The 24,282-nt window shown below is 65.0% G+C and carries 23 protein-coding genes; 14 read left to right on the top strand and 9 right to left on the bottom strand.

All coding sequences use genetic code 11. The features are described 5' to 3' along the window. Positions 1-11 precede the first annotated feature (11 nt). The gene (locus ACKTSM_RS04445; protein WP_407875920.1) at positions 12-473 is read left to right on the top strand and encodes a DUF1465 family protein; all 462 of its coding nucleotides are present in this window, start codon (positions 12-14) and stop codon (positions 471-473) included. Positions 474-485: 12 nt separating this feature from the next. Here the strand turns inward: ACKTSM_RS04445 and glpK are convergent, their stop codons facing one another. Next, positions 486-1,958, bottom strand: coding sequence for a glycerol kinase GlpK (glpK, locus tag ACKTSM_RS04440; RefSeq protein ID WP_407875919.1), 1,473 nt, complete (start codon positions 1,956-1,958; stop codon positions 486-488). Between the two features lie 62 nt (positions 1,959-2,020). Here glpK and ACKTSM_RS04435 point away from each other — a divergent pair, with 62 nt between their 5' ends. Together ACKTSM_RS04435 and ACKTSM_RS04430 are read left to right on the top strand one after the other, a co-directional pair. Beyond that, entirely contained in the window at positions 2,021-2,899 is an 879-nt protein-coding gene (locus ACKTSM_RS04435; RefSeq protein ID WP_407875918.1) for an MBL fold metallo-hydrolase, read from the top strand. Positions 2,900-2,980: 81 nt separating this feature from the next. Beyond that, on the top strand, positions 2,981-3,784 hold the full coding sequence (locus tag ACKTSM_RS04430) for a hypothetical protein (protein WP_407875917.1): 804 nt from the start codon (positions 2,981-2,983) through the stop codon (positions 3,782-3,784). 4 nt (positions 3,785-3,788) lie between these two features. Here the strand turns inward: ACKTSM_RS04430 and ACKTSM_RS04425 are convergent, their stop codons facing one another. Continuing rightward, positions 3,789-5,402 carry a class I adenylate-forming enzyme family protein gene (locus ACKTSM_RS04425; RefSeq protein WP_407875916.1) on the bottom strand — a complete coding sequence of 538 codons (1,614 nt, stop codon included), beginning with the start codon at positions 5,400-5,402 and terminating at the stop codon, positions 3,789-3,791. Positions 5,403-5,514: 112 nt separating this feature from the next. Between ACKTSM_RS04425 and nadA the strand changes: the two genes are divergently transcribed. Together nadA and ACKTSM_RS04415 are read left to right on the top strand one after the other, a co-directional pair. After that, entirely contained in the window at positions 5,515-6,555 is a 1,041-nt protein-coding gene (gene nadA / locus ACKTSM_RS04420; RefSeq protein WP_407875915.1) for a quinolinate synthase NadA, read from the top strand. A gap of 49 nt (positions 6,556-6,604) precedes the next feature. Beyond that, a complete protein-coding gene (locus tag ACKTSM_RS04415) occupies positions 6,605-7,933 on the top strand; it encodes a DUF2254 domain-containing protein (RefSeq protein ID WP_407875914.1) in 1,329 nt (442 codons plus the stop codon). Here the strand turns inward: ACKTSM_RS04415 and ACKTSM_RS04410 are convergent. Beyond that, positions 7,918-8,883, bottom strand: coding sequence for a DMT family transporter (locus tag ACKTSM_RS04410; protein ID WP_407875913.1), 966 nt, complete (start codon positions 8,881-8,883; stop codon positions 7,918-7,920). The genes ACKTSM_RS04415 and ACKTSM_RS04410 overlap by 16 nt on opposite strands. A 68-nt stretch (positions 8,884-8,951) precedes the next feature. Here ACKTSM_RS04410 and ACKTSM_RS04405 point away from each other — a divergent pair, with 68 nt between their 5' ends. Next, complete coding sequence (locus tag ACKTSM_RS04405; RefSeq protein ID WP_407875912.1) at positions 8,952-10,064, top strand: alkene reductase; 1,113 nt, start codon at positions 8,952-8,954, stop codon at positions 10,062-10,064. 27 nt (positions 10,065-10,091) lie between these two features. Here ACKTSM_RS04405 and ACKTSM_RS04400 read toward each other — a convergent pair whose 3' ends face one another. Together ACKTSM_RS04400 and lipB are read right to left on the bottom strand one after the other, a co-directional pair. Beyond that, positions 10,092-10,337, bottom strand: a complete 246-nt coding sequence (locus tag ACKTSM_RS04400; RefSeq protein WP_407875911.1) for a hypothetical protein — start codon at positions 10,335-10,337, stop codon at positions 10,092-10,094. Beyond that, the gene (gene lipB, locus ACKTSM_RS04395; RefSeq protein ID WP_407875910.1) at positions 10,334-11,026 is read right to left on the bottom strand and encodes a lipoyl(octanoyl) transferase LipB; all 693 of its coding nucleotides are present in this window, start codon (positions 11,024-11,026) and stop codon (positions 10,334-10,336) included. Before lipB ends, ACKTSM_RS04400 begins: the two co-directional genes overlap by 4 nt. A gap of 79 nt (positions 11,027-11,105) precedes the next feature. Between lipB and ACKTSM_RS04390 the strand changes: the two genes are divergently transcribed. Continuing rightward, positions 11,106-11,945 carry a hypothetical protein gene (locus ACKTSM_RS04390; protein WP_407875909.1) on the top strand — a complete coding sequence of 280 codons (840 nt, stop codon included), beginning with the start codon at positions 11,106-11,108 and terminating at the stop codon, positions 11,943-11,945. A gap of 10 nt (positions 11,946-11,955) precedes the next feature. On the opposite strand, the gene ACKTSM_RS04385 is transcribed toward ACKTSM_RS04390, so the two are convergent. Beyond that, positions 11,956-12,600 carry a class I SAM-dependent methyltransferase gene (locus tag ACKTSM_RS04385; RefSeq protein WP_407875908.1) on the bottom strand — a complete coding sequence of 215 codons (645 nt, stop codon included), beginning with the start codon at positions 12,598-12,600 and terminating at the stop codon, positions 11,956-11,958. Positions 12,601-12,712: 112 nt separating this feature from the next. Here ACKTSM_RS04385 and ACKTSM_RS04380 point away from each other — a divergent pair, with 112 nt between their 5' ends. After that, positions 12,713-14,077 carry an MFS transporter gene (locus ACKTSM_RS04380; protein WP_407875907.1) on the top strand — a complete coding sequence of 455 codons (1,365 nt, stop codon included), beginning with the start codon at positions 12,713-12,715 and terminating at the stop codon, positions 14,075-14,077. On the opposite strand, the gene arsC is transcribed toward ACKTSM_RS04380, so the two are convergent. Continuing rightward, positions 14,078-14,422 (bottom strand): arsenate reductase (glutaredoxin), encoded by a 345-nt coding sequence (gene arsC / locus ACKTSM_RS04375; RefSeq protein ID WP_407875906.1) that lies wholly within the window; start codon positions 14,420-14,422, stop codon positions 14,078-14,080. 201 nt (positions 14,423-14,623) lie between these two features. Here arsC and ACKTSM_RS04370 point away from each other — a divergent pair, with 201 nt between their 5' ends. Then, positions 14,624-16,804 (top strand): TonB-dependent receptor, encoded by a 2,181-nt coding sequence (locus ACKTSM_RS04370; RefSeq protein WP_407875905.1) that lies wholly within the window; start codon positions 14,624-14,626, stop codon positions 16,802-16,804. On the opposite strand, the gene ACKTSM_RS04365 is transcribed toward ACKTSM_RS04370, so the two are convergent. Continuing rightward, positions 16,805-17,362 (bottom strand): (2Fe-2S)-binding protein, encoded by a 558-nt coding sequence (locus ACKTSM_RS04365; protein ID WP_407875904.1) that lies wholly within the window; start codon positions 17,360-17,362, stop codon positions 16,805-16,807. It lies immediately after the preceding gene. Positions 17,363-17,399: 37 nt separating this feature from the next. After that, positions 17,400-18,176: a class II aldolase/adducin family protein gene (locus ACKTSM_RS04360; protein ID WP_407875903.1), complete on the bottom strand. Its 777-nt coding sequence runs from the start codon at positions 18,174-18,176 to the stop codon at positions 17,400-17,402. Positions 18,177-18,305: 129 nt separating this feature from the next. On the opposite strand from ACKTSM_RS04360, the gene ACKTSM_RS04355 reads away from it, so the two are divergent. The 5 genes from ACKTSM_RS04355 to cheB all read left to right on the top strand — a co-directional run bounded on the left by ACKTSM_RS04355 (position 18,306) and on the right by cheB (position 24,280). After that, on the top strand, positions 18,306-19,754 hold the full coding sequence (locus tag ACKTSM_RS04355; protein ID WP_407875902.1) for an MATE family efflux transporter: 1,449 nt from the start codon (positions 18,306-18,308) through the stop codon (positions 19,752-19,754). A gap of 103 nt (positions 19,755-19,857) precedes the next feature. Next, positions 19,858-22,278, top strand: a complete 2,421-nt coding sequence (locus ACKTSM_RS04350) for a chemotaxis protein CheA (RefSeq protein WP_407875901.1) — start codon at positions 19,858-19,860, stop codon at positions 22,276-22,278. Next, entirely contained in the window at positions 22,275-22,715 is a 441-nt protein-coding gene (locus ACKTSM_RS04345) for a chemotaxis protein CheW (RefSeq protein ID WP_407875900.1), read from the top strand. The genes ACKTSM_RS04350 and ACKTSM_RS04345 overlap by 4 nt, the downstream gene beginning before the upstream one ends. Before the next feature lie 66 nt (positions 22,716-22,781). Then, the gene (locus tag ACKTSM_RS04340) at positions 22,782-23,147 is read left to right on the top strand and encodes a PleD family two-component system response regulator (RefSeq protein ID WP_407875899.1); all 366 of its coding nucleotides are present in this window, start codon (positions 22,782-22,784) and stop codon (positions 23,145-23,147) included. After that, complete coding sequence (gene cheB, locus ACKTSM_RS04335) at positions 23,144-24,280, top strand: chemotaxis-specific protein-glutamate methyltransferase CheB (protein WP_407875898.1); 1,137 nt, start codon at positions 23,144-23,146, stop codon at positions 24,278-24,280. The genes ACKTSM_RS04340 and cheB overlap by 4 nt, the downstream gene beginning before the upstream one ends. Positions 24,281-24,282 lie beyond the last annotated feature (2 nt).

Here is a 24,282-nt window from a genome sequence, read left to right as displayed (position 1 = left end):
CCCGGGAATGAATGTCACGCACGACCAACCTCTCGCAGCCGATCATCGAGGCGCTCTATTCCGAGGCGCTGATCCTGGCCGATGACGTGCGCGCGGTGTTCGCGATCGGCACCCGCGAGGCCGAGATCGCGGCCGACGCGACCGAGCGGCTGGCAATGTCGACCGAAGGGCTGAAGACCACCACGCGGATGATGCATGTCCTCGCCTGGCTGCTCAACCAGCGCGCCTTCTTCTCGGGCGAGTTGTCCGAAGCGCAGGTGCGCACCCATGGCACCCTGCCGCCCGATCGCGGCTCCGACCGGCGTGCGCTCGCGGTGCTCGAGCCTGAAACCCGCGAACTGATCGCCGAGACCGAGCGCCTGCATCGCCGGATCGCGCGGCTCGACGAGGCATGGCGCAGCGGTTTCGCGATGGCATCGCCCGCGCGCGCGATCCATTCGCGGCTCCAGCGCAAGCTTTCCGATCTCGGCTGAACGAAGCGGCGGTCAGGCCGCGGCCAGCGCCTTGTGCCAGCGCGCCAGCCTTTCGTCGCGAGCGCTCCGGTCCATTGCCGGTTCGAAACAGCGGCGCGCGCCGCGCATGTTCTCGGCAGCCTCGGCAAGACTTTCGTAAAGCCCGGCTCCCGTCGCCGCCAGCATCGCCGCGCCCAGAGCGGTTGTCTCGACGAAATCGGGCCGTTCGACCGGGATGTCGAGCATGTCGGCAAGGTCCTGCGCCATCCAGTCATTGGCAGACATCCCGCCATCGATGCGAAGCGTCTGCCAGCGCGTCCCGTCGGCCGCAAAGGCGGTTGCAAGGTCGTGGGCCTGGTGCGCCATCGCCTCGAGCGCGGCGCGCGCGAGCTCGGCCTTGCCACTGGCAAAGCTCAACCCCGTGATCACCCCGCGCGCCTCGGCGCGCCAATGCGGAGCGCCGAGGCCCGCAAGGGCTGGGACGATCGTGACCCCGCCTGTATCGGAGATCGACCGGGCCAGCGCCTCGGTCTCGCGTGCGACCTCGACTATGCCCAGCGAATCGCGCAGCCACTGAACGAGGCTGCCGGCGACGAAGACCGATCCTTCGATCGCGTATTGCCGCTCGCCCCCGGTCTGGCAGAGCACAGTCGAAAGAAGCCGATTGGCCGATCGCGGCACGTCCCCGCCCTGGTTGGTGAGGACAAAGGCGCCGGTGCCGAAAGTCGCCTTGGTCTCGCCCGGTTCGAGGCAGGCCTGGCCGATGGTCGCGGCCTGCTGGTCACCTGCTATCCCGGTGATCGGGATTGCGCGGCCGAACAGGCTTTTCTGGGTCTCAGCCAGCGCCCCTTGCGTGTCGATCACCTGAGGCAAGGCCCGGTGAGGCACGTCGAGCATTTCGCACAGCCCGGGATCGAAGCCCTCGCCTTGAAGGTCCATCAGCATGGTGCGGCTGGCATTGGTGGCATCGCTGACATGGGCCGCGCCGCCGCTGAGCTTGAAGACCAGCCAGCTTTCGACCGTGCCGAAAGCCAGCGTTCCTGCATCCGCAGCGGTTTTTACCGCGGGGACGTTGTCGAGCATCCACCGCATCTTGGTGCCCGAGAAATAGGGATCGCACAAAAGACCGGTCCGGCGCTGGATCTCTTCTTCGTGCCCTTCCTCGCGCAGCTTTTCGCATTGCGGTGCGGTGCGCCGGTCCTGCCACACGATCGCGCGGGTCAGCGGCTCGCCCGTTTCGCGGTCCCAGGCGATGACCGTTTCGCGCTGATTGGTGATGCCGATCCCGGCAATCGCCGCGGCGCCGCCGGCCTTGGGGATCACAGCGTTCGCGCAATCAAGCGTCTTGTCCCATATCTCGCGCGCATCGTGTTCGACCCAGCCGGCCTGCGGGTAATGCTGGGTCAGCTCTTCCTGCGCGCTCGCGACCATCACACCGTCGCTGGCAAACAGCATTGCGCGGGTCGAGGTGGTGCCTTCGTCGAGGACGAGGATGAAATCGGCCATGCGTTCGCTCTCCGTGGGTTAGCCCCGTGACATGTGCCATGGCGCGCCCCATATGCAAGGCCATGTCTCGTATTCCGCCCAAGCCCTGGCCCACGGGCCTCGCCGACCAGGTCGAACCGCTGGTGCTGCGCGTGCTCGCGCCCAATCCCTCGCCCTACACTTTCACCGGGACCCAGACCTACGTGGTCGGTCCCATTGACGGGCCGGATTGCGCGGTGATCGATCCCGGCCCCATCAGCGACGAGCATCTCGACGCGATCGAGGCCGCGATCGGCAAGCGCGCGGTCACCGCAATCATGTGCACGCACACCCACCGCGACCACTCGCCCGCCGCCATCCCTCTTGCCGCGAGCACCGGGGCGCCGGTGGTGGGCTGCGCGCCGCTGGTGATCGAGACGACGGGCCCGCGCGCCGACGAGGCTTTCGATCCCACCTATGCGCCGGACCGGGTGCTCGAAGATGGCGAAGCGATGCGCGGGACCGGATGGACGCTGACCGCCCTCGCAACCCCCGGGCACACCTCCAATCACCTGTGCTTCGCGCTCGAGGAGAGCGGATCGCTGTTCACCGGCGACCACGTGATGGGCTGGTCGACCAGCGTCGTCATCCCGCCCGACGGCGACATGGGCGATTACATGGCGAGCCTCGAAAAGCTGCTGGCACGCGATGACACGCGCTATCATTCGGCTCACGGCGCCGCGATCGAGAAGCCGAAACAGCTGGTGCGCGGGATGATCGGTCATCGCCGCCAGCGCGAGAACCAGATCCTGCGCCTGATGCGCGAGCGTCCCCGCCCGGTCTCCGCGTTCATTCCCGACATGTATAGGGGCCTTGACGAGCGGCTGATCGGCGCTGCCGAAATGAGCGTGACAGCACACTTGCTCGACCTCGAAAAACGCGGGATCGCAGTCAGCGAAGAAGGCATCTGGCAGGCGGCATGACCTCGGCGCAGGACATGGCTTCTGCGGCTTGACCCTGGAAATGTGCGCGATAATCTACCGCGCAACGGGGGGACATTTCGGATGGTTGCGACACAGACGGCTTCGGCCGCGCCTGCGGCGGAAACGACATCGCGCACGGGCGCAGTGGCCGACACGCGCTTTTTCCTGGTCATGGCAATTGTGATGAGCCTGGTGATCGTTGCCGGGTTCTCTGTCCAGCTCGGCTTTGGCCGCTCGACCTTCGCCGTCCCCTGGCCCTATCACTTGCACGGGGCGATCTTCTTCGGCTGGGTCGCGCTCTACCTTGCGCAGCACTTTCTGGTTCATACCGGCAACACGGCCTTGCACGCGCGCCTCGGCAAGCTCGCTTTTGCCTTCATCCCGGCCATGGTCGCGACCGGAACGCTGATCATGGTGGTGGTGGCTCGGCGCAATGGCGGGCCCTTCTTCTTTCACAAGAGCGAGTTCCTGTGGAGCAATGTCATGGTGCTGTGGTGCTTTGGCGGGCTGGCGTGGTGGGCCTTGCGCCGCCGCCGTTATACCGGCTGGCACCGGCGGCTGATGCTGTGCGCTTTTGCGATCCTGACCGGGCCGGGGCTGGGCCGGCTATTGCCTGCGCCCTTGTGGATACCCAATGCCTGGCTGATCCTGACTTCGCTCACCTTCCTCTGGCCGGTGATCGGGATGATCGCCGACAAGCGCAGCCATGGCCGCGTCCACCCTGCCTATTGGTGGGGGCTGGGAATATACGTCGCGGTTTTCGCGGTCTCGATGGTCATCGCCTATTCGCCGGTCGGGATAGCAGCGACCGAATGGCTGGTTGCCGGAACGCCCGGGGCCGAGCGGCCTATGGAGCCGTTCCTTCCCGAAGGCTTTGCGATGTGAGGCGTCAGCTCTGCTTGTAATCGCCGCGCACGAAATTCTCCGAGAGCTGGAACTTCTGAACCTTGCCCGATCCCGTCAGCGGGAATTCGGTCAGCCACACCCAGTGCGAAGGCGTCTTTTGCGGTGACAGCCTTTCGCGCACATGCGCCTTGAGCGCATCGTCACCGGGCCGCTCGGCTCCATCGGCGAGTCGCATGAAACACGCCGGGATCTCGCCCCATTTCTCATCCGGCACGCCGGCGACCGCAACCTCGGCAATCGCGGGATGTTCGAGCATCACGGCCTCGATTTCGGCGGGGAAAAGGTTTTCGCCGCCCCGGATGATCATCTCCTTCACCCGCCCGGTGATCCGGACATAGCCGCGCGCATCCATGCTGCCGAGATCGCCGGTATGCAGCCAGCCGTCCTGGTCGATGGTCTCGGCGGTGGCCTGGGGATTGTCGTTGTATCCGGCCATCATGTTGTAGCCGCGCATGCAGATCTCGCCCTGTTCACCGGGCGCGCACAGGTTGTTGTCCGCCGGGCTGCGGATCGACACTTCCATGTGGCTGCATGGCTGGCCGATCGTCTCGGTCAGGTCCGCGCCGCTATCTGTCGGCCAGGCGGCGGTGATCGCGGGCGAGGTCTCGGTCTGGCCATAGACGATCAGGATCGGCACTCCGAACGCCTCTTGCGCGGCGCGATTCAGGGCCGGGGGCACCATCGCACCGCCGCTGACCACGGTCTCGACGCCCGACAGGTCGGTCCCGGTCGCCTTGGCAGCCTCGATGATGGCGAAGATCATGGTCGCCACCCCGCCAACCACTTCGGGCTTTTCCCGCTCGATCGCCTTGGCGACCGCTACTGGGTCGAACAGCGAGACCAGCATCAATGTCGCGCCGTGCGCGATCACGCCGAGCACGCAGACCGCGCTGCCCGCGGTGTGGAACAGCGGGAAGGGGCACAGGACCGTCTTGCCCGCATCCAGCCCCCAGCGCTCGAACACGTCGCTGTTCGACTGGACGAGGCCGTGCTGGTGCAGCAAGGCGCCCTTGGGAAAGCCGGTGGTGCCGCTGGTATACTGGATCATGCAGATATCGTGCGGCTCGCTTTCGCGCAGTTCGCCGTCGCCTTCGCCTGCAAACAACTCGCCTTCATCCTCGATGTCGATCAGGAAATCCGATGCCGGAAGACCGGCTGCCGCCTCGTCGATGATCGGGCGCAGCGCGCTGGTGCGGACATTGGGCTGGTAATAGACCGCGCCCGCGCGCGATTGTTCAAGCACGTAGCGCACCTCGCGCGCGAGGAAGGAGGGGTTGACCGTAACCAGCACCAGCCCCGCCAGCGCCGCGCCCAGCTGGACCAGCACCCATTCGGGGCAATTGCCGCCCATGATCGCGATCCGCGTGCCCTCGGGATGACGCGCGGCCAGAGCGCGCCCGCAGCGTGTCGCATCGGCGAGCAGTTCGGCATAGGTCCATTCGCGTCCGACCTGGCCATCGGCAGTCAGTTCACGCAGGGCCAGGCAATCGGGCCGGGTATCAGCCTGTTCGCGCAATATCGCGCCGATCGTGCGCTCGGCATAACGGGTGTCGGCCTGGGCCGGGCAATAGGCCTTGTCGAGATTCAACTGATACATCGCCGCGTTCCTCCCCCGCTTGCGGTGCTAGCACAATTGGCCACGCAAAACGCTCGCAAATCCGCGCACTGGCCCTTATGTGCCCCTGTGAATACACGATCGGGGACGAATTATGAGCATTGCAACCAAAGTGCCCAGCGGCGAGGACCTGCTTGCCGAGATCGACCGCCTGCGCAAGGAACGCAACGCGGTGATCCTCGCGCATTATTACCAGACCCCCGACATCCAGGACATCGCCGATTTCGTCGGAGACAGCCTCGAATTGTCGCGCAAGGCTGCTGACACCGATGCCGACGTCATCGCCTTTTGCGGGGTCAAGTTCATGGCCGACACCGCCAAGATCCTCAGCCCCGAAAAGATCGTCGTCCTTCCCGATCTAGACGCCGGGTGCAGCCTTGAAGACAGCTGCCCGCCCGAAAAGTTCAAGGCGTTCCGCGAAGCGAACCCCGATCACATCGCGCTCACCTACATCAATTGCTCGACCGAGGTGAAAGCGCTCTCCGACATCATCGTCACCTCCTCGAGCGCGGAGACGATCCTTTCGCAGATCCCGGCCGACCAGAAGATCATCTTCGGCCCAGACCGGCATCTTGGCGGCTGGCTGAGCCGCAAGTTCGACCGCGAAATGCTGTTGTGGCCGGGCGTGTGCATCGTCCACGAGGCCTTCAGCGAAACCGAGCTGCTCAAGTTGATGGAGCAGCATCGGGGCGCACCGGTCGCCGCGCACCCCGAATGCCCCCCCGCGATCATCGAGCATGCCGATCACGTCGGTTCGACCAGCTCGATCCTAGAATTTGCGAAGAATTTCGAAGGCGACACGCTGATCGTCGCGACCGAGCCGCACATCATGCACCAGATGGAAAAGGCGCTGCCGGAGAAGACCTTCATCGGTGCGCCGGGGGCTGACGGCAACTGCAACTGCAACATCTGCCCCTACATGGCGCTGAACACCATGGAAAAGCTCTATGTCGCGCTGCGCGATCTCGAACCCCGGATCGAGATCGAGGAAGACCTGCGGCTGAAGGCCAAGGCGAGCCTCGACCGGATGCTCGAAATGGCGAGCGACACCGTGGGCAAGGGCGATGTCGGCCCGCGCGGCGTTGGCGTGGAGATCGAGGAGATCCCTCCCCGCGACCTGCCCGACGGCGATTGATCCGGACGCGCGCGGAACCCCTTTTGCAGCTTCGCGCGTTGAACCGGAAATGACAGCCGAAATCCGCTTCTTCTGGGCGCGCCTCAACGCCAATTACTGGTTCTATCCGGCCACCTTCGCGATATTCGGCGCGCTCCTTGCTTTCGCGATGATCTATCTCGACCGCAACGGCTTTGCGGAATGGCTCAACGATGTGAGCTGGCTGGTCCCCGCGCGGCCCAAGGGCGCATCCGACATCCTTACCGTTATGGCGAGCACCATGATCGGGGTGGGCTCGACCGTGTTTTCGATCACCATCGTGGCGGTCAGCTATGCCAGCGGCACCTACGGCCCGCGCCTGCTCACCAATTTCCTCGAGGACAAGGGCAACCAGATCGCGCTCGCGACCTTCATCGGCAGTTTCGTCTATGCGCTGATCGTGCTGAGATCGGTCCGCGGCGAGGGCGAAAGCCCGGCGAGCGCGTCCGATGCCGCTGCCGATGCGCTGCCCGGTTTCGCCCCGCAATTGTCGCTGCTGGTCGGCTATGTCCTGCTCGGCCTGTGCGTTGCGGTGCTGGTGTTCTTCCTCCACCACGCGCCGTCCTCGATCCGAATCAACATGGTCCTGAAATCGATCGGCTCGCGGCTGGTTAATGCGATCGAGAATGCCTACCCGGAAAAGGGTGGCCCCGACCTGCCCCGCGAAGCGCAAGGCGGGGTCACGATCGACGCCTGGGACAGCGGATACATCCAGATGATCGATTTTTCCGATCTCGTCAGCAAGGCGCGCGAGAAGGACTGCGTGATTTCGATGCGGGTGCGGACCGGCGATTTCGTCCATCCCGGGATGCCCCTGATGGACGTGCGCGGCTGCGAGATCGATGACATCCGCGCAACCGTGCGCGAGGACGTGACCATCGGCCCGGTCCGCACGCCCGAACAGGACCCGCGCTTCCTGATCGACGAACTGGTCGAGATCGGCCTGCGCGCGCTGTCACCTGGCATAAACGACCCGTTCACCGCGATCACGGCCATGCACTGGCTCGGCGCAGCCATGGCCGATCTGGGGCAGCGCGATCTCGACCCGGGTTGCTGCGAGGATGACGAGCCGGGACTGTGCCCGGTCATCGCCCGCTCCGAAGATTTCGCCCAATATGTCGATCGCGGCTTCGGTGCGCTGCGATCGGCGGTAGCGACCAGCGCCAATGCCGCGCCGATCATGCTCGACGTGCTCGAAAATGCCGCGCTGCCGATCCCGCACACCTGCCGCCGCCAATTGCTGCGCGAACAGGGCCGGCTGCTGATGCAGGAAGCCGAAGCCCACCTCACCGATGCGGCGATGGACACCCTGCGCGAGCGCTACAAAAGGTTCGGCCGTGCCTTCTACGGCACCGATTGAGGCGGAGCGGCGGGGTTGAGCCCCGGCCCCGCGACCCGGCGCTGCGCCATGCGCGCCACCACCAGCGCGCTGCCCAGAAGCACCATGCCGACAATGTCGAGCGCGCTAAGCACTTCGCCGAACACCATGTAACCGATCACCGCGGCGATCGCGGGCTGGGTCAGCAACGCCAGGCCGATGAAGAGTGGCGGGAAATGTCCCAGCGCAAACACCAGGAGCCCCTGCCCGATCAGCTGGCTGGTCACGAACAGCACAACGACCGGGGTCCAGTCGGTCGGCCAGACCGGTTCGCCCAGGCCGATCGCGAGAGCGAGCAGCGCCGGGCAGGCGAAGATGCTCACCCAGACAAGCAGGCTCCACGATCCCAGCCCCGCGCCCACCCGCTGGCGCTCGCCCTGGAGGGTAAGCAGATAGACCGCGTAAAGCAGCCCCGCCGTGACGCAGAACAGGTCGCCGACAAAGGTGGTGGTCGATATCTCGAGGCTGCGGCCAAGCAGGATGCCCGCCCCTGCAAGCGCGCACACGATCGCCAGCCACTCGCGCCCGCGCGGCAGGATGCGCGCGATAACGAACCCCCAGAACAAGAGGATGATCGACCCGGCATTGCCGAACAGGGTTGCGTTGCCCAGCCGGGTCATGCCGATCCCGATATGCCAGCTGGCAAGATCGCCGGCAAAGGCCAGCGCGCCCACGCCGACCAGCACGAGCGTGCGCCGCGGGAGGCCGGTCATGCGCTGTCCCGCCATCCACGCAAAGGCAATGAGGAACGGCAGAGCAAGAAACAGCCGCCAGAAGGCCGCGCTGACCGGCCCGGTATCGGCGAGCCGCACCAGCCACGGGCCAAGGGCCAGCGCGACATTGCCTCCCAGCAGCGCGACCAGCAGCACCCATCCCGGCACGCCGCCGCCCGGCGTGACAAGCTGCGCTTTTGCTGCCCTGTCTTTTTCCATGGTTGCGACTTAGCGCTCGCTTCGCCAAGTGAATAGCCAAATGAAACCCAAGTCTGGAGATTTCACGCATGCATGACGTCCTGTTCCAGCCGCTCAAGATGGGCGCGCTCGAAGCAAAGAACCGCATCTTCATGGCCCCGCTCACCCGCGGCCGCGCGGCCGAACCGATGTTCGTGCCCAACGCGATGATGGGCACTTATTACCGCCAGCGCGCCGGCGCAGGGCTGATCCTGACCGAAGCGACCGGGATCAGCGTCGAGGGGCTCGGCTGGCCCAGCGCGCCGGGGATCTGGAGCGATGAACAGGTCGAGGCGTGGAAGCCGATCGTCGAAGGCGTGCACGAGGCAGGCGGCCTGATCGCGATGCAGCTGTGGCACATGGGCAGGCTAGTCCACCCCTATTTCCTCGGAGGCAACCCGCCCGTTTCTGCCAGCGCGACCTCCGCTCCGGGCGAGGCGCATACGCCCGCAGGCAAACAGGCCTATGCCGAGGCACGCGCCATGACCAAGGACGACATCGCGCGCACGATTGGCGATTATCGCCGCGCCGCCGAAAACGCGAAGAAGGCCGGTTTCGACGCGGTCCAACTGCACGGTGCCAATGGCTACCTGATCGACCAGTTCCTGCGCGACAGCACCAACCTTCGCGAAGACGAATATGGCGGAAGCGTCGCAAATCGCACCCGCTTCATGCGCGAGGTCCTTGAGGCCCTGGTCGATGTCTGGGGCGCTGACCGGGTCGGCATCCGCCTCTCGCCCAATGGCGAAACGCAAGGCTGCGATGACAGCGACCCGGCAGCGACGTTCGGCGCGGCGGCAGAAGTGATCGAGGAGATGGGCCTCGCTTTCCTCGAACTGCGCGAACCCGGCCCCGACGGCACGTTCGGCGCGACCGAGGTGCCCAAGCAGAGCCCGTTGATCCGCTCGATCTATTCGGGTGCGCTGGTGCTCAATTCGGACTATTCCGGCGATGAGGCGGCATCCGATGTCGAGGCGGGAAGGTGCGACGCGGTGAGCTTCGGACGCCCTTATATCTCGAACCCCGATCTTGCCGATCGCATTCGCAAGGGCGCCCATATCAACCCCAACAAAGACGTGCCCAAGAGCTGGTACTTCCCGATCGCCGAAGGTTATATCGATTACCCGACGCTCGAAGAGGAGCGCGCCGAGAACGCCGCGTGACGTGCTGACTGGCGGGTCCGGCGAGCGTTAATCGTTCGCGCCGGACTCCGCCGAGTCGCTATCGCCCTGCGAGCCGCGAGCCGGCGGCGAGGTCGATTCCAGCTGTTCAAGCGCGATCATGTCGTCGCTGATCGTGCCGCCCAGCACGTCTCCCGATACCTCGCCGCCGGTCACGGCTACCCCGGTCTCCGCGTCCTCGTCCGAGGAACAGGCGGCGAGCATTAGCGGTGCGGTGAGCGCGAATGCGGCAGCGCCTAGAAACGTCAATCTCATGATCTGCAAGCCTTTTGTCGGGCGGTTTCGAGCGCGCCCAGGAAATCGTCCGCGCGCGCCATCAATGCCGCGTCCCATTGCGCATTCGACACGCTCTTGCCAAGCCGCGCGAGGCTGGTCACCCCGAATTCCTCGATCCCGCACGGGACGATGCCGCCGAAATGCGAAAGGTCGGGATCGAGATTGACCGAAAATCCGTGCATCGTCACCCAGCGCCGCACGCGCACGCCGATCGCGCCGATCTTTGCCTCGCGCCCGTCACTGTCCGCGCACCAGATGCCCACTCGCCCCTCGGCGCGCCAGGCCGCGACACCGAAGTCGGCGAGCGTGTCTATCACCCAGCCCTCGATCGCATGAACAAAGCAGCGCACGTCCTTGCCGCGCTTTGCCAAGTTGAGCATCAGGTATCCGACCCGCTGGCCGGGGCCGTGATAGGTATAGCGCCCGCCGCGCCCGGCCTCGACCACCTCGAAGCGTGGATCGGTCAGTTCGGCCGGATCCGCGCTGGTCCCGGCGGTGTAGACCGGCGGGTGTTCGAGCAGCCAGGCAAGCTCGCGCGCCTCGCCTGCCGCGATCGCGCGGTTGCGGCGGTCCATCACGGCAAGCGCATCGCGATAGGGCACGAGACCGTCCTCGCGCTGCCAATCGAGCGCGGCGCTGTCGGTAAGGTCGGACGCGGTGCTTGCCATGAAATCGGCGTGGGGCCATTGGTTGGCGAGATCAAGGGGCAAACCGCCCGCCAGATGCGATTGTGACGGGGAACGCGCGATGAAATTCGACATGGGCAAGGCCTGGAACCAGGCGACCGAAATGCTGGGCAGGAATTTCGGGCTGATCGCGACGATCATCGGCCTGTTCTATTTCCTCCCGACCTTCGCATTTTCGATCCTTTTCCCCGAACTTGCCAACCCCGAGCCGCCAGCCACGCCAACCGGAGCCGATCCGGCCGACGTGTTCCGCAATATGAGCGCGTTCGTGCAGGAAAGCTGGTCCAAGACCTGGCACGTCAACATCGCCATCACTCTGCTGCAATATGTCGGCGCGATCGCCACGCTCGCGCTGTTCCGCCGCGGTACGAGGCCGACCGTGGGCGAGGCGCTCGGCACTGGGCTTCGCGGCATGCTCGTCTATATTGCCGCGGGGCTTCTCATGGCGCTGCTCGCCGGTCTCGTGATCGGCGTCCCGCTCGGGCTAGCCTTTGCCATTCTCCCCGCGCTCGGGGCGATATTGCTGCTGCCGGCAGTGGTCGCGGTGGTCTATATCTCGGTCAAGTTCGTGCTGGTGCCCGCGGTGATCGCGATGGAGGGCGAGCGCAACCCGGTCGCCGCGCTCAAGCGCTCGTGGCGGCTTACCAAGGGCAATTCGCTGCGGATCTTCATTTTCCTGTTCGCGATTGCGCTTGTCGCCGGCCTTATTGCGATCGTCGCCAATATCGTGTTCAGCCTGGTGTTTTCTGCCATGGGTGAACCCGCGACCTCGATCGGGCTGGCCTTTGCTGGCAGCCTCACGACCGCCCTGTTCGGGGCGCTCTTCCTCGTCGTGATCGGCGCGATCTATCGCCAGCTCAGTGCCGCGGCGCAGCCGGAAGAGATCGCCACCTTCGATTGAGCGGCGTCGTTCAGGCGGACGCCGTCTCGCCGCTGGCCTTCCACGCCCAGTAGAGCTTGCAAGGCAGGATGTTGCGCCATTCGAAGCCTTCGTCGATGCGCTCGAAATAGGGCTCGGCCTCGTCGCGCACTGCGCTGGTGAACTGGTAGGCGAGAAACGCACCGCCCGGGGCAAGCGCTTCGTGGGTTTCCTTCGCGATGGTCTCGGCAACCCCGTCGGGCAGGGTCGAGAACGGGAGGCCCGAAAGCACGTAATCGGCGTGGTCGATACCGAGGCCGGCGAGAATTTCGCGGACATCCTCGGCCGAACCCAGCACCGCGTGAAAGCGCTTGTCGCGGATCGTGCGCGAGAGATAATCGATATAAAGCGGATTGGTGTCGATCACGACCAGCACGCCGTCGCCGCGCAGCCTTTCGAGCACCGGCTTGCAGAACGTTCCGATACCCGGGCCGTATTCGACGAATACCTTGCATGCGCCCCAATCGACCGGGGCGAGCATCGCATCGACGGTGTAGCGGGTCGAAGGGATGATCGAGCCGACCATGCGCGGATGCTCGACAAAGCCGCGAAAGAACATCGCGCATTGTTCTGCATATTCGCGCCATGGACCGCGCGAGAAGGTCCGCTTGGCAGCGGCCGAAAAATTGCCTGTCATGTATTCTCCGAGACGCTCCTTCGCGCCGTTACGTAGCGTTTTTGCAATGGCCCGATTCGCAGAGAGCGATAGCGTTTGCAAGTGCTTGTGCGCTGGCCTAGCGACAGGGGCGATGGCTCCTGCCAACCCTTCTCCTGCGACCGACGCGCCCACCTCGGCGCCCGGCAAGCGCCTTTCTTCGGGACGTATGGCGCTCCTGTTTCTCGTCATGCTGGTGACCGCTGCGGGCAACACCGCGATGCAGTCGGTCATGCCCTCGATCGGCACCGCTCTGGCGGTCGACGATGTGTGGATAAGCCTCGCTTACAGCTGGTCGGCGCTGTTGTGGGTGATCTGCGCGCCAATCTGGGCACGGCGATCCGACCGGCGAGGGCGCAAGGCGATGATGGCGCTGGGCCTGATCGGTTTCGTCGTCTCGATGGGATTGTGCGGAGCGGTCCTTTGGGCAGGCCTTTCGGGCTGGATCACCGCATTCTGGGCGCTGCTCGCCTTTGCCGCGGCGCGCAGCCTTTACGGCGGGTTCGGGAGCGCCGCGCCGCCCGCGGTGCAGGCCTATGTCGCCTCGCGCACGCCGCGCGCGGAACGCACAAATGCGCTCTCACTGGTCGCTTCGAGCTTCGGGCTGGGAACCGTCATCGGCCCCGCGCTCGCCCCGCTGATGGTACTGCCCTTTCTCGGGCTCGGGCTCGTCGGGCCGTTCATCTGTTTCGCAGCCCTCGGCGTGGCTGCGCTCGTCCTGCTGCGCTGGCGACTTCCCAATGACGAACCGCAATTCGCCGCGCGCGGACAGGCGGCCGAATATTCGAGCGGGCCGGGCGCTGCATCGAGCCTCGAAGACGATGGGGCGGAGCCCGGCGATATCGAGCCGCGCCGCCTGCGCTGGTTCGAACCGCGCCTGCGCCCCTGGGTCATTGCCGGGCTGGTCGGAGGCCATGCGCAGGCCATGGTACTGGGCATTTCGGGCTTTCTCGTTCTCGATCGCCTGGGCCTGCGCGACAGCCCTGCCGAAGGCGCGGGGCCAGTCGGCCTGGTGCTGATGGCCGGTGCGATCGCGACCCTGCTGGCGCAGTGGGGGCTGATCCCGAGGTTCAACCTTGGCCCGCGCGCGGCAACGATGTCGGGCATTATCGTGGCGGCGCTTGGCGTCGCGCTGCTGGGAGCGGCGGACGACCTGCACACGATCGCGCTTGGCTATGCGATCGCATCGCTCGGCTTCGGCCTCTTTCGCCCGGGGACGACTGCGGGCACCTCGCTCGCGGTGACCCGCGCCGAGCAGGGCCAGGCCTCGGGCGTGGTCGCGAGTGTTGCCGGGGCGAGCTTCATCTATGCGCCCGCGCTGGGCGTTTGGCTCTACAATATAGACGACTGGCTCGGCTTCGGCCTCATCATCGGGCTGTGCCTCGCGGTGGTGGCCTTTGGCTGGCGCGGCCTCGCGAGCGACACATTGCTCACAGCCGATCGCGACCCCGCCGACTGATCAGAGCAGGTCGTGCACCTTGTCCTGCGGGCGGCAAAGCGCTGCGCCCTTTTCGGTTTCTACCAGCGGCCGCTCGATCAGGATCGGCTCGGCCGCCATGGCATCGAGAACGGTGTCGGCATCGCCTTCGGGAAGACCGCGTTCCTTCGCGTCGGTCCCCCGGATGCGCAGACCCTGTTGCGGGGTGATCCCGGCATCGCGGTAAAGCTGGGCGAGCTTGTCCCGGCTCGGCGGAGTCTTGAGATATTCGATCACCTCGACCTCGACCCCTGGCGTCTCCTCGAGGATCGCCAGCGTCTTGCGAGAAGTGCCGCATTTCGGGTTGTGCCAGATGGTCGCTTTCATCGTTTGTCCCTCGCCAGATGCGGAACGCAAAATTTGCGGTCTGCACGTTGAAAAATCGGGTGCGGCGCTAGCCGATCGGTGGCCCTTTTGCCACCCGGATCGCTTTTTGCGAATTATTCGCAAGACTACGGTTGCTTTTGATAATCGGTTGCAATAGCGACTCGCGCCATCACGAAATTTCGGTTTAGAAAGTACCCCTCGATGATTCTTCGCGCCGCGCTCCTCCTCTCAAGCGCAATCCTTGCCTCCCCTGCTCTCGCAGCCGAAACCGCGCCTGCTCCCGCCGCCGCCGACCAGGCCGGCCAGACGGGCCAGGATGCTGGCACCGTCTTCGAGGCCGGGCCGATCATGGAAACCCAAGGCGACCCAATCTTCGTCGAAGGCAATGTCCTGCAATCCTCGGCGGTTCACTCGGTCAAGACGCCGACCCCGATCATCGACATTCCGCAAAGCCTCACCATCACCACCGAGGAAGAAATCCTCGAGCGCGGCTTCACCTCCATCGGCCAGATCATCGCCTATACCCCCGGCGTGAACACCTCGCAGGGCGAAGGCCACCGCGATGCCGTGGTCTTTCGCGGCGTCCGCTCGACCGCCGACTTTTTCATCGATGGCATGCGCGACGACGTGCAATATTACCGCGGGCTCTACAATCTCGAACAGGTCGAGGTGCTGCGCGGCCCCAATGCGCTGCTGTTCGGGCGCGGCGGAACCGGCGGCATCCTCAACCGCGTGACCAAGAAGGGCGTGATCGGCGATACCTTTGCCGGCGGGCAGGTCGCGATCGACACATTCGGCGCCTACAGCATCCAGGGCGACATCAACATTGCGGCTGGCGACAACGCGGCCTTGCGCGTCAACGCCACCTACCAGGACCTCGACAATCACCGTGATTTCCACGCGGGCGAGCGGATCGGCTTCAACCCGACCGCGCGGCTTGCCCTGGGCGATGCGACCACGCTTGATTTGTCTTACGAATATGCCGACCACCAGCGCTTCATCGATCGCGGCATTCCGACGGGAAGCGACGGTCGCCCGGTCGAGGGTTTTGCCGACATCACTTTCGGTGACCCGGAATTGAACGAGACCCTGCTCGAGGCGCACCTGCTTCGCGCCACGCTCCAGCACAACTTCTCCGATAGCTGGAAGGGCGTCGTCAGCGCGTTCTATGGCGATTACGACAAGAGTTACGCCAATTTCTACGTCAGCGGCTATGACGAGGCGGCGAGCCCCGACGTGGTCACTCTCGACGGATATATCGACACCACCCGGCGCGAGAACCTGATCCTGTCGGGCAATCTGGTCGGCGAGCTCGCGACCGGCAGCCTCGAACACACCCTGCTGATCGGCGGCGAGTTCATCCGCACCCGTTCCGACCAAGACCGCGTGAACCCGGTCTGGGACCAGACGGGTGACGACAACGAGATCTTCACCGTCCAGCGTCCGCTCGCGTTGAGGGGGGGCACCGGCACCAATGCCAGCGGTCAGGCGACCACCGCCTTCTTTACCGATCTTAACGACTCCACGCAGGTCGATATCGATGTCGCCTCGCTCTACGTGCAGGACGAGATCGCGGTCACCGACTGGCTCAATCTCGTCGTCGGAGGGCGCTATGACCGCTTTGATATCGAGGTTTTCAACGTGCCTGCATCCGAACTGCGCAGCCGCGTCGACGAGCGCTTCTCCCCTCGCGGCGGCGTGATCGTGAAACCGCAGGAAAACCTGTCAATCTATGCCAGCTATTCAGAAAGCTTCCTGCCGCGTTCGGGCGAGCAATATGCGAATATCAATGGCAGTGCGAACGCACTCGACCCTGACGAATTCACCAATCTCGAAGCCGGGGTAAAATGGAATTTCGCCGATGCGATGAGCTTCACCGCCGCAATCTTCGAGATCGAGCAGAGCTCGCCGCAGCCCAATGACAACGACCCGGCAACGCTCGACGTGATCGATTCCACCATTTCGGGTTTCGAACTGCAATTGCGCGGCGAGGTCATGCCCGGGTGGACGGTCAATGCCGGCTATTCCTGGCTCGATGGCGAACAGGTCGACCGGTTCGGGCCCACCGGCCTGCGCCCGCGCGAATTGCCCGAAAACATGTTCTCGATCTGGAACAGCGTCGAAGTGACAGACCGGATTGGCGTGGGCCTCGGCCTCACCCACCAGGATGACAGCTTCATCGACAACGGCAACAATGCCGTGCTTCCCGCCTATACGCGGATAGATGCCGCCGCGTGGATGGACGTATCGGACAATCTGCGCGTGCAGGTGAATTTCGAGAATGTCACCGACACGCTCTATTTCCCCGACAGCCACGCCACCCACCAGACGAGCGTCGGCGCGCCGGTCAATGCGCGGGTCGCGGTGACCGGCAGGTTCTGATCAGTCGCGTTCGGGGGCAGGCCGGGCCGGACGCAGCGCCGGCACGCTCTCGGCCGCATCGCCCGCGCCGATGCCGGGTGCCGGCACCGCGCTGATTGTCTCGCGGCGCTGGATCACCCGCCCTGCCCGCTGCACCGCGCGCACCAGCCGCGGATAGACCCCGCAGCGGCACAAATTCGCGAGCGCTTCCTCGATCTCGGCACGCGTCGGGGCCGGGGTGCGGTCGAGCAGAGCCGCGCCCGCCATCACGATACCCGGCGTACAATAGCCGCACTGGATCGCCTGTTCGGCGACCATCGCCTGCTGCATCGGGTGCGAGCGGTCGCGCGCCAATCCCTCGATCGTGGTGACAAAGCGGCCCTCGGCTTCGGCCAGCGTGATCCGGCACGAACGCAGAGCCGTGCCATCGACGATCACCATGCACGCGCCCACGCAGTCGCCCCCGCCGCAGCTCTTGGTGCCGGTGAGGTTTGCAGCCTCGCGCAGCGCGTAGAGCAGCGGCATTTCGGGATCGAGATCGAACTCGACCGGGCGGCCGTTGACGGTCATGCGCGGCATTGGCGCACCTTGTTCATCATGGTTTCGAACAACCGATTCAGTTGCGCCAGCTGTCGTCGATACGGTCGATCTTGCGCTTCCACGCCTCGAAATCGAACATGCCCGCCCCGCCCTGCGACTGCATCACCGAAAGGTCGCGCTGGTGGACATCGACGACATCCTGCGTGACGAGGTTGGCCTCGCCCTGGCTGAGCGTGGCGACCTGGATCTCACAAGCACGCTGGAGCGCCCACATCTTGAGGAACATGCCCTGGATCGTGCCGTCCATCACGACGGGGCCGTGATTGCGCAGCATCAGGATCGAGTGATTGCCAAGATTGCGCACCAGCCGCTCGCCCTCTTCCTCGCGCACGGTCACGCCCTCGAAATCGTGATAGCCGATCTGGTTCTGGAAATTGCAGGCGTAGAAATTGGTCGGCAGGAGGCCGTCCTTGTGGCTGCACACCGCCATGGTCGCGGTGGTGTGGACGTGGCAGATCGCATTGGCGCGGCTGCCCAGATGCTTGTGGAAATAGGCGTGCTGGGTGAAACCCGCCTTGTTTACCATGTAAGGCGATCCACCGACATTGTTGCCCTCGACATCGATCTTGACGAGGTTCGAGGCGGTCACTTCGTCATACATGAGGCCAAACGGGTTGATAAGAAAGGTGTCGTCCTCACCCGGCACCTTCAGCGAGATGTGGTTGTAGATCGATTCCGACCAGCCGAGATGGTCGAAAATGCGATAGCACGCGGCAAGATCGAGCCTTGCCTGCCACTCGGCATCGCTGACCTGGTCCTTGAGGCTTTCGGGTTGCTTGATCTGGGTTGCCATGGGGATCTGTCCCTTTCGTGTCGGTGTCTCGCGCCTGAAGCGATTTGCGCATTCTATCGCATGGCTCGCTGGCAGCGCACAACCTTTTCGCTTTGCCGCGCGCCCCCGCCCCGCTAGGCGCCGGAGCCGATGAGCGATCCGCAAACCGACACCACGGCGATGACCGAGGCAGGCGAGCAACCGCCCGCGCCGCCCAACAATGCCAAGCTCACCCGCGGCAGCATTACCGGGCACCTCGTCGGGCAGACGCTTCCGGGGATCGTCGGGGTCGCCGCGATCATGTCGATTGGGCTGGTCGATGCCTATTTCATCGGCAAGCTGGGAAGTGCCGAACTTGCCGCGATCTCGTTCATCTTTCCCATATCCGTAGCGCTGTCATCGCTGGGCGTCGGGGTGATGGTGGGGATCAATTCGGTCGTCAGCCGCGCTCTGGGGGCAGGCGATGATGCCAAGGCTGCGCGCCGCGCCAATTTCGGGATCGTTTTCGCCGTGATAACCGGCCTTGCACTCGGCACGCTGCTGTTCCTCGCGCTCGACCCGCTCTTTTCGCTGATGAATGCACCCGAGAATCTTCGTCCGATCATCGGTGCCTATATGCGTCCCTTCGCCTTCGGCTTTCCGCTTCTTCTCGCGATCATGGGGTTCAACGGCGTGCTTCGCGGACAGGGCGAGGCGCGGCGGACCAGCATGGTCTCGATCTCCTATGCCGCGGCAAATTGGATCCTCGACCCGGTTCTCATAACCGGCACCCCCGATTTCCTGTTCGGATCGTTCGAGGGCTTCGGCATTGTCGGGGCGGCCTATGCGACGATTATCGGCTGGGTGATCGGGATACTGGTGGCGATCGCTCTGGTGCGAAAGACCGCGATCCCTCTCGACCTGTCGCTTTTGCGCGGCACCAACCTGCTCGATCCGGCGCGGGCGATCCTCAGGGTTGCAGGGCCCGCCGCTTTCTCCAACGCGATCAATCCCATTGGCCTGTCGGTGCTGACCGCGCTGGTCGCATCGGCGGGACAGGACGCGGTGGCAGGGTTCGGCGCGGCGGGGCGCTTGCAGAGCTTTGCAGTGGTCCCGCTGCTCGCACTGTCGGGCGCGATCGGGGCTATCGTCGGGCAGAACTGGGGCGCGCGCGAATATGGAAGGGCACGCACGGCCGCGCTCTATGCCGGCCTGTTCTGCCTCGGCTACGGCTTCGTCACCGCCATCGTTCTCGCATCGGCAGGCGAATGGTTTGCCGACCTGTTCACCGATAAGCCCGAAGTGATTGCCGAGTTCGCGCTCTATCTCGAGATCGCGGCCTGGGGCTATGCCGGATTCGGCATCTTGATCGTCGCCAACGGGATCCTCAACGCGATCGGCAAGGCCTCTTTTGCGCTCGGTCAGTCAATCGCGCGCGTCTTTCTCGTCATGCTGCCGGTCGCCTGGCTGCTTCAGCCTGCCTGGGGCAGCGCTGCGATCTATACAGGCGAATTGCTCGCCAACGCGTTCGGCGCGCTTTCGGGAGCCGCGCTGGTCTGGTGGGTGTTCCACCGCCGCTCGCCTGACAATTCGCGCGCCGCTGCGGCCAAACCAGCCTGATCGCGGCGGGCCGATTTCGTCACATCGCAAGCCGCCGCGCTAGGGCTTCGTTAACCATCCAAGGCCATAAGACCCCGGTGATTTCACAAGGGGCACGCGCATCATGGATGACCTGCTGGCGGATTTCGTCGCAGAAACACGGGAAATGCTGGAGGCAAGCGAAGGCGAGATCATCGCCTGGGAAGCCGACCCGGCAGACCGTGCGCGGCTCGACACGATTTTCCGCTTCGTCCACACCGTAAAAGGCAATTGCGGCTTCTTCGATTTTCCCCGCCTGGCGCAGCTTAGCCACGCGGCCGAAGACGCGCTCGCCGATTGCCGCGCGGGGCGGCGCGAACCCGATAGCAGGCTGGTCACCGCGGTCCTGGCCATCATCGACCGGATCGCCGCCATGGTCGACGCGATCGAGGCCGGACAGGAATTCGGCGAAGGCGGCGAAGATGAATTGATCGCAGCACTTGCGACCGGTGACGATGAAGCCACGGGTGTCGAAGCGGCCAGCAGCCCGGTGCACGAACCCGCTCAGGCGATCCTTGCAAGCAGCGCCAGTGCGGAAGCCGACGGCGTGGCCGGCAAGAAACCCGAGGCGCCGGTCACCCAGCGATCGATCCGCCTTTCCGTCGACCTGCTAGACCGCGTGATGAGCGGGGTGTCGGACATGGTGCTCGCGCGCAACGATCTCGCGCACCGTTTGCGCCAGGCCGGGACCCAGCCGACGATTGACGGACCATTCGAAAGGCTCACCACCATCCTTGCCGATGTCCGCGACGCGATCACGCGAATGCGGATGCAGCGGATCGAGGCGCTGTTCGGTGCCTTGCCCCGGCTCGTGCGCGACCTTTCTGGCGAACTCGGCAAGCAGGTGATGATCGATCTCGAAGGCGGCGATGTCGAACTCGACCGCGAGATGATCGAAATGGTCCGCGACCCGATCACCCACATCATACGCAACGCGATCGATCACGGCATCGAGACCCCGACCGAACGCCTTGCGAAAGGCAAGCGCGAGATCGGCCTGCTGTCGATATCGGCGCGCCAGTCGGGCAACACGATCTCGATCGTGATCAGCGATGACGGCGCTGGGCTCGAGGAAGAGAGAATCGCGGCCAAGGCGGTCTCGACCGGCCTGATCACCGCCGCCGAACGCGCAAAGATGAGCCGCGAGGCGATCCTCAACCTCGTGTTCGAACCCGGTTTCTCGACCGCCAGCGCGGTCAGCAACGTGTCGGGGCGCGGCGTCGGGCTCGACGTGGTGCGCGACAATCTCGAACGCGTGGGCGGATCGATCAAGGTCACCAGCACGCCCGGCGTGGGAACGCTTTTCACGCTCCAGATCCCGCTCACACTCAGCATCATCGCCGGGCTGACGGTCGAAGTCAGCGAGCAGCGTTTCGCGATCCCGCAAAGCTATGTCGAGGAGATCGTCCATTCCTCGGCAAAGGCGCTCGATTTCTCTCGCGTCGGCGAGACGGCTCTCGTCACCTTCCGCGGCACCCGGGTCCCCTGCGTGATGCTCGACGACGTGCTCGGCCTCGCGTCGGGCAACCTCGCCGATGGCCAGCACACAATGGTCATGCTGCGGCTGGCGAGCGGCGACCTGTTCGCGCTCGCGGTCGACCAGATTCACTCGCACGGCGACCTCGTGGTCAAGCCGCTGGCCCCGGCGGTCATGAAAAGCTGCATTTATGCAGGTTCTACTCTTCTCGATGACGGCCAGCCGGTGCTGCTGCTCGATGTCACCAATATCGCCAGCCAGCGCGGCCTCGTGTCCGATGCGCGCGCCCGGGTCCTGCTTGCCAGCGACGAAGAGAATGCGGGCGAACAGGCCGACAATCCGCGCGCGATGCTGTTCACCGGATATGACGGACGTCGCCGGGCGATCCGGCTCGAACTGGTGCAGCGGATCGAGACCGCGCCCGCTTCGGCCTTCGACCTGACGGGCGCCAATCCGCGCGCTGTCATCGACGGGCTGATCCTCCCGGTGATCGGCCTGCCCGACGATGCCGTTCCGGCCGAGAAAATACGCCTCCTGCGGCTCGGCGACGGAGCAAGCGAGCTTCTCTACGCAGTGCGCGAGATCGACGACGCCACCGAGCTTGAAAACGCGCTGAAGCCGGTGACCGACGAAGACGGGATCGAGGCGATCACGCTTGTCGGCGGCAAGGCAGTGGCGCTGATCGACGGCCACGCGCTGTTCGCGCGCCACGGCGAAGCACCCGAGGCGATCGCGCGGCCCGTTTGCCGGCTGCCGGACAATGACTGGGCACGAACCATACTCGGCCCGCTGGTCGAGGCCGCAGGCTACCAGGTGGCCGATGGCGACAGCCATGGCGAGGACATCGCCATCTGGCTCGACGACGAATACGAAGCCGCCTGCGCGCTCGACATGACGTTCAATTCGCCGGTGATCCGGCTTCGCGACAGCCCCGATGCGCCCGACGGGTCGCCTTCGATCTATCGCTATGACCGGCGCGGGCTTCTCGACGCGCTGCGCGTCCACGGGGCAGGAGGAAAAGTCCGATGAACGACCTTCTCGTCATGGCCCAGATTGCCGGGCGGCGCTGTGCCTTTCGCGCTCACGATGTCAGTTCGGTGATCGAGATCGGGCACATCGCCCCGGCCCCGCGCACACCGCCCTTCATCGCCGGCATCACCGCGATGCGCAGCCAGGCGCTGACGGTAATCGATTGCCGCCTCGCTCTGGGGTTCGATGCAGAAGCATTCGCGCTCGACGAACGCGCGATTGTCGTTGCGGTCGACGGCCACAGCTATGCGCTGATAATCGACATGATCGAAGACATCGCTTCCGGACTTGCCGAACCCGAATCGGTTCCCGGCGGGTTCGGGGGCGAATGGACGAGGGTCGCCAGCGGCATGATCGAAACCCGTATCGGCCCTGCCTTGCTGATCGACCTCCCCGCTCTCATCGCCGGCCCCGAAACAATCGGAGCCGCGGCTTAATTCAATGCTCACCACTTGCCCTTACCTTCGGCGTCGCGCCACCAGGGCCAAATTTGAAGGACCGGTATGAAGACCTGTTTGATCGTCGATGATTCGCGCGTGATCCGAAAGGTATCGCGCCATATCCTCGAAACCCTGGGTTTCGACGTGGCCGAGGCCGAGGACGGCCAGAAGGGCCTAGACGCCTGCCGCGAGAAGATGCCCGACGTGGTGCTGCTCGACTGGAACATGCCGGTCATGACCGGCATCGAATTCATCGTGCAATTGCGCCAGCGACCTGGCGGAGACCAGCCCAAGGTGGTGTTCTGCACCACCGAGAACGATGTCGCCCATATCCGCGAAGCGATCAGCGCGGGCGCCGACGAATACGTGATGAAGCCCTTCGATCACGAAACCTTGCAGATCAAGCTGCAACTGGTGGGGATGGCATGAACGCACCAACCTCGTCGCCCGGCCGGATGATGGATGGCGCGCACCCGGTGCGACCGGCCGATACGATCCGCGTCATGCTGATCGACGATTCGCTGACGGTGCGCACGATCTTCAAACGCATGATCGAAAGCGATCCGGCGATGAAGGTAATCGAGACCGCTGGCAGCGCCGAACGCGGTATCGCCAAGCTCGCCGGAGCCGATCTCGACGTCATCCTGCTCGACCTCGAAATGCCCGGAATGGGCGGACTTGAAGCGCTCCCCAGCATTCTCAAGGCCGCGCCCGAGGCGCAGGTGATGGTCGTCTCCTCGCTGACCGAGGACGGCGCCGAGGCCACGGTGACCGCGCTCTCGCGCGGCGCTGCCGATACCATGCTCAAGCCGCGTCCCGGCGCGTTCAACGATGATTATCGCGCCCAGTTGCTCGGCAAGATCCGCGCGCTCGGCGCCGGACGGCAGGAAGATGCGCAGGGCGAGGCCAGCGAGGCTGGCGCTCCGGCCACGCCTGCAAGGCATCGCCGCAGCAAGCGGCCCGAAGTGCTTGCCATCGGAGCCTCGACCGGGGGAATCCACGCGCTCAACCTCATGCTGCGCACCCTGACCGACCAGTTCACCCTGCCGATCCTGATTACCCAGCACCTCCCCTCTTCCTTCATCCCGGTATTCGCACGCCAGATCGAGGTGGCGAGCGGCCGCACCACCCATATCGCCGAAGACGGAACCGAGATTCGTGCTGGCGAGATCGGCATTGCGACCGGGCACGGCCACATGCTGGTCCGGCGCTCGGCCGATGGTTTCGTCACGGGCCTGTGCTCCCGGCCGGTCGAGAATGGCTGCCTGCCCTCGGTCGATCCGATGCTTTCGAGCCTCGCCGAGACCTGTGATGGCCGCGCGATCGCGCTGATCCTGTCAGGGATGGGCCGCGATGGCCTCGCAGGGGCACGCCAGCTCGTCGCTGCCGGCGGGACCTTATGGGCGCAGGATTGCGAAACCAGCGCGGTCTGGGGGATGCCCGGCGCGGTCCACAAGGCCGGGCTGACGAGTTTTGTCGCATCGCCCGAGAAACTCGGCCAGGCGCTGATGGACGAATTGGTCTCTGCAAGCGACCGCGACGGCCCGCAGGGAGCGGCCTGACC

The organism is Qipengyuania nanhaisediminis (assembly GCF_045862805.1).
GTDB classification, from domain to species: Bacteria; Pseudomonadota; Alphaproteobacteria; order Sphingomonadales; family Sphingomonadaceae; genus Erythrobacter; species Erythrobacter nanhaisediminis_A.
Note: the sequence above shows the minus strand (reverse complement) of the source record. Positions and strands in the feature narration are given on the sequence as shown.

Coding starts and splice junctions, on each gene's coding strand:
- ACKTSM_RS04445 (WP_407875920.1), top strand. CDS start 12: ATGTCACGCACGACCAACCTCTCGCAGCCGATCATCGAGGCGCTCTAT.
- glpK (WP_407875919.1), bottom strand. CDS start 1,958: ATGGCCGATTTCATCCTCGTCCTCGACGAAGGCACCACCTCGACCCGC.
- ACKTSM_RS04435 (WP_407875918.1), top strand. CDS start 2,021: ATGTCTCGTATTCCGCCCAAGCCCTGGCCCACGGGCCTCGCCGACCAG.
- ACKTSM_RS04430 (WP_407875917.1), top strand. CDS start 2,981: ATGGTTGCGACACAGACGGCTTCGGCCGCGCCTGCGGCGGAAACGACA.
- ACKTSM_RS04425 (WP_407875916.1), bottom strand. CDS start 5,402: ATGTATCAGTTGAATCTCGACAAGGCCTATTGCCCGGCCCAGGCCGAC.
- nadA (WP_407875915.1), top strand. CDS start 5,515: ATGAGCATTGCAACCAAAGTGCCCAGCGGCGAGGACCTGCTTGCCGAG.
- ACKTSM_RS04415 (WP_407875914.1), top strand. CDS start 6,605: ATGACAGCCGAAATCCGCTTCTTCTGGGCGCGCCTCAACGCCAATTAC.
- ACKTSM_RS04410 (WP_407875913.1), bottom strand. CDS start 8,883: ATGGAAAAAGACAGGGCAGCAAAAGCGCAGCTTGTCACGCCGGGCGGC.
- ACKTSM_RS04405 (WP_407875912.1), top strand. CDS start 8,952: ATGCATGACGTCCTGTTCCAGCCGCTCAAGATGGGCGCGCTCGAAGCA.
- ACKTSM_RS04400 (WP_407875911.1), bottom strand. CDS start 10,337: ATGAGATTGACGTTTCTAGGCGCTGCCGCATTCGCGCTCACCGCACCG.
- lipB (WP_407875910.1), bottom strand. CDS start 11,026: ATGGCAAGCACCGCGTCCGACCTTACCGACAGCGCCGCGCTCGATTGG.
- ACKTSM_RS04390 (WP_407875909.1), top strand. CDS start 11,106: ATGAAATTCGACATGGGCAAGGCCTGGAACCAGGCGACCGAAATGCTG.
- ACKTSM_RS04385 (WP_407875908.1), bottom strand. CDS start 12,600: ATGACAGGCAATTTTTCGGCCGCTGCCAAGCGGACCTTCTCGCGCGGT.
- ACKTSM_RS04380 (WP_407875907.1), top strand. CDS start 12,713: ATGGCTCCTGCCAACCCTTCTCCTGCGACCGACGCGCCCACCTCGGCG.
- arsC (WP_407875906.1), bottom strand. CDS start 14,422: ATGAAAGCGACCATCTGGCACAACCCGAAATGCGGCACTTCTCGCAAG.
- ACKTSM_RS04370 (WP_407875905.1), top strand. CDS start 14,624: ATGATTCTTCGCGCCGCGCTCCTCCTCTCAAGCGCAATCCTTGCCTCC.
- ACKTSM_RS04365 (WP_407875904.1), bottom strand. CDS start 17,362: ATGCCGCGCATGACCGTCAACGGCCGCCCGGTCGAGTTCGATCTCGAT.
- ACKTSM_RS04360 (WP_407875903.1), bottom strand. CDS start 18,176: ATGGCAACCCAGATCAAGCAACCCGAAAGCCTCAAGGACCAGGTCAGC.
- ACKTSM_RS04355 (WP_407875902.1), top strand. CDS start 18,306: ATGAGCGATCCGCAAACCGACACCACGGCGATGACCGAGGCAGGCGAG.
- ACKTSM_RS04350 (WP_407875901.1), top strand. CDS start 19,858: ATGGATGACCTGCTGGCGGATTTCGTCGCAGAAACACGGGAAATGCTG.
- ACKTSM_RS04345 (WP_407875900.1), top strand. CDS start 22,275: ATGAACGACCTTCTCGTCATGGCCCAGATTGCCGGGCGGCGCTGTGCC.
- ACKTSM_RS04340 (WP_407875899.1), top strand. CDS start 22,782: ATGAAGACCTGTTTGATCGTCGATGATTCGCGCGTGATCCGAAAGGTA.
- cheB (WP_407875898.1), top strand. CDS start 23,144: ATGAACGCACCAACCTCGTCGCCCGGCCGGATGATGGATGGCGCGCAC.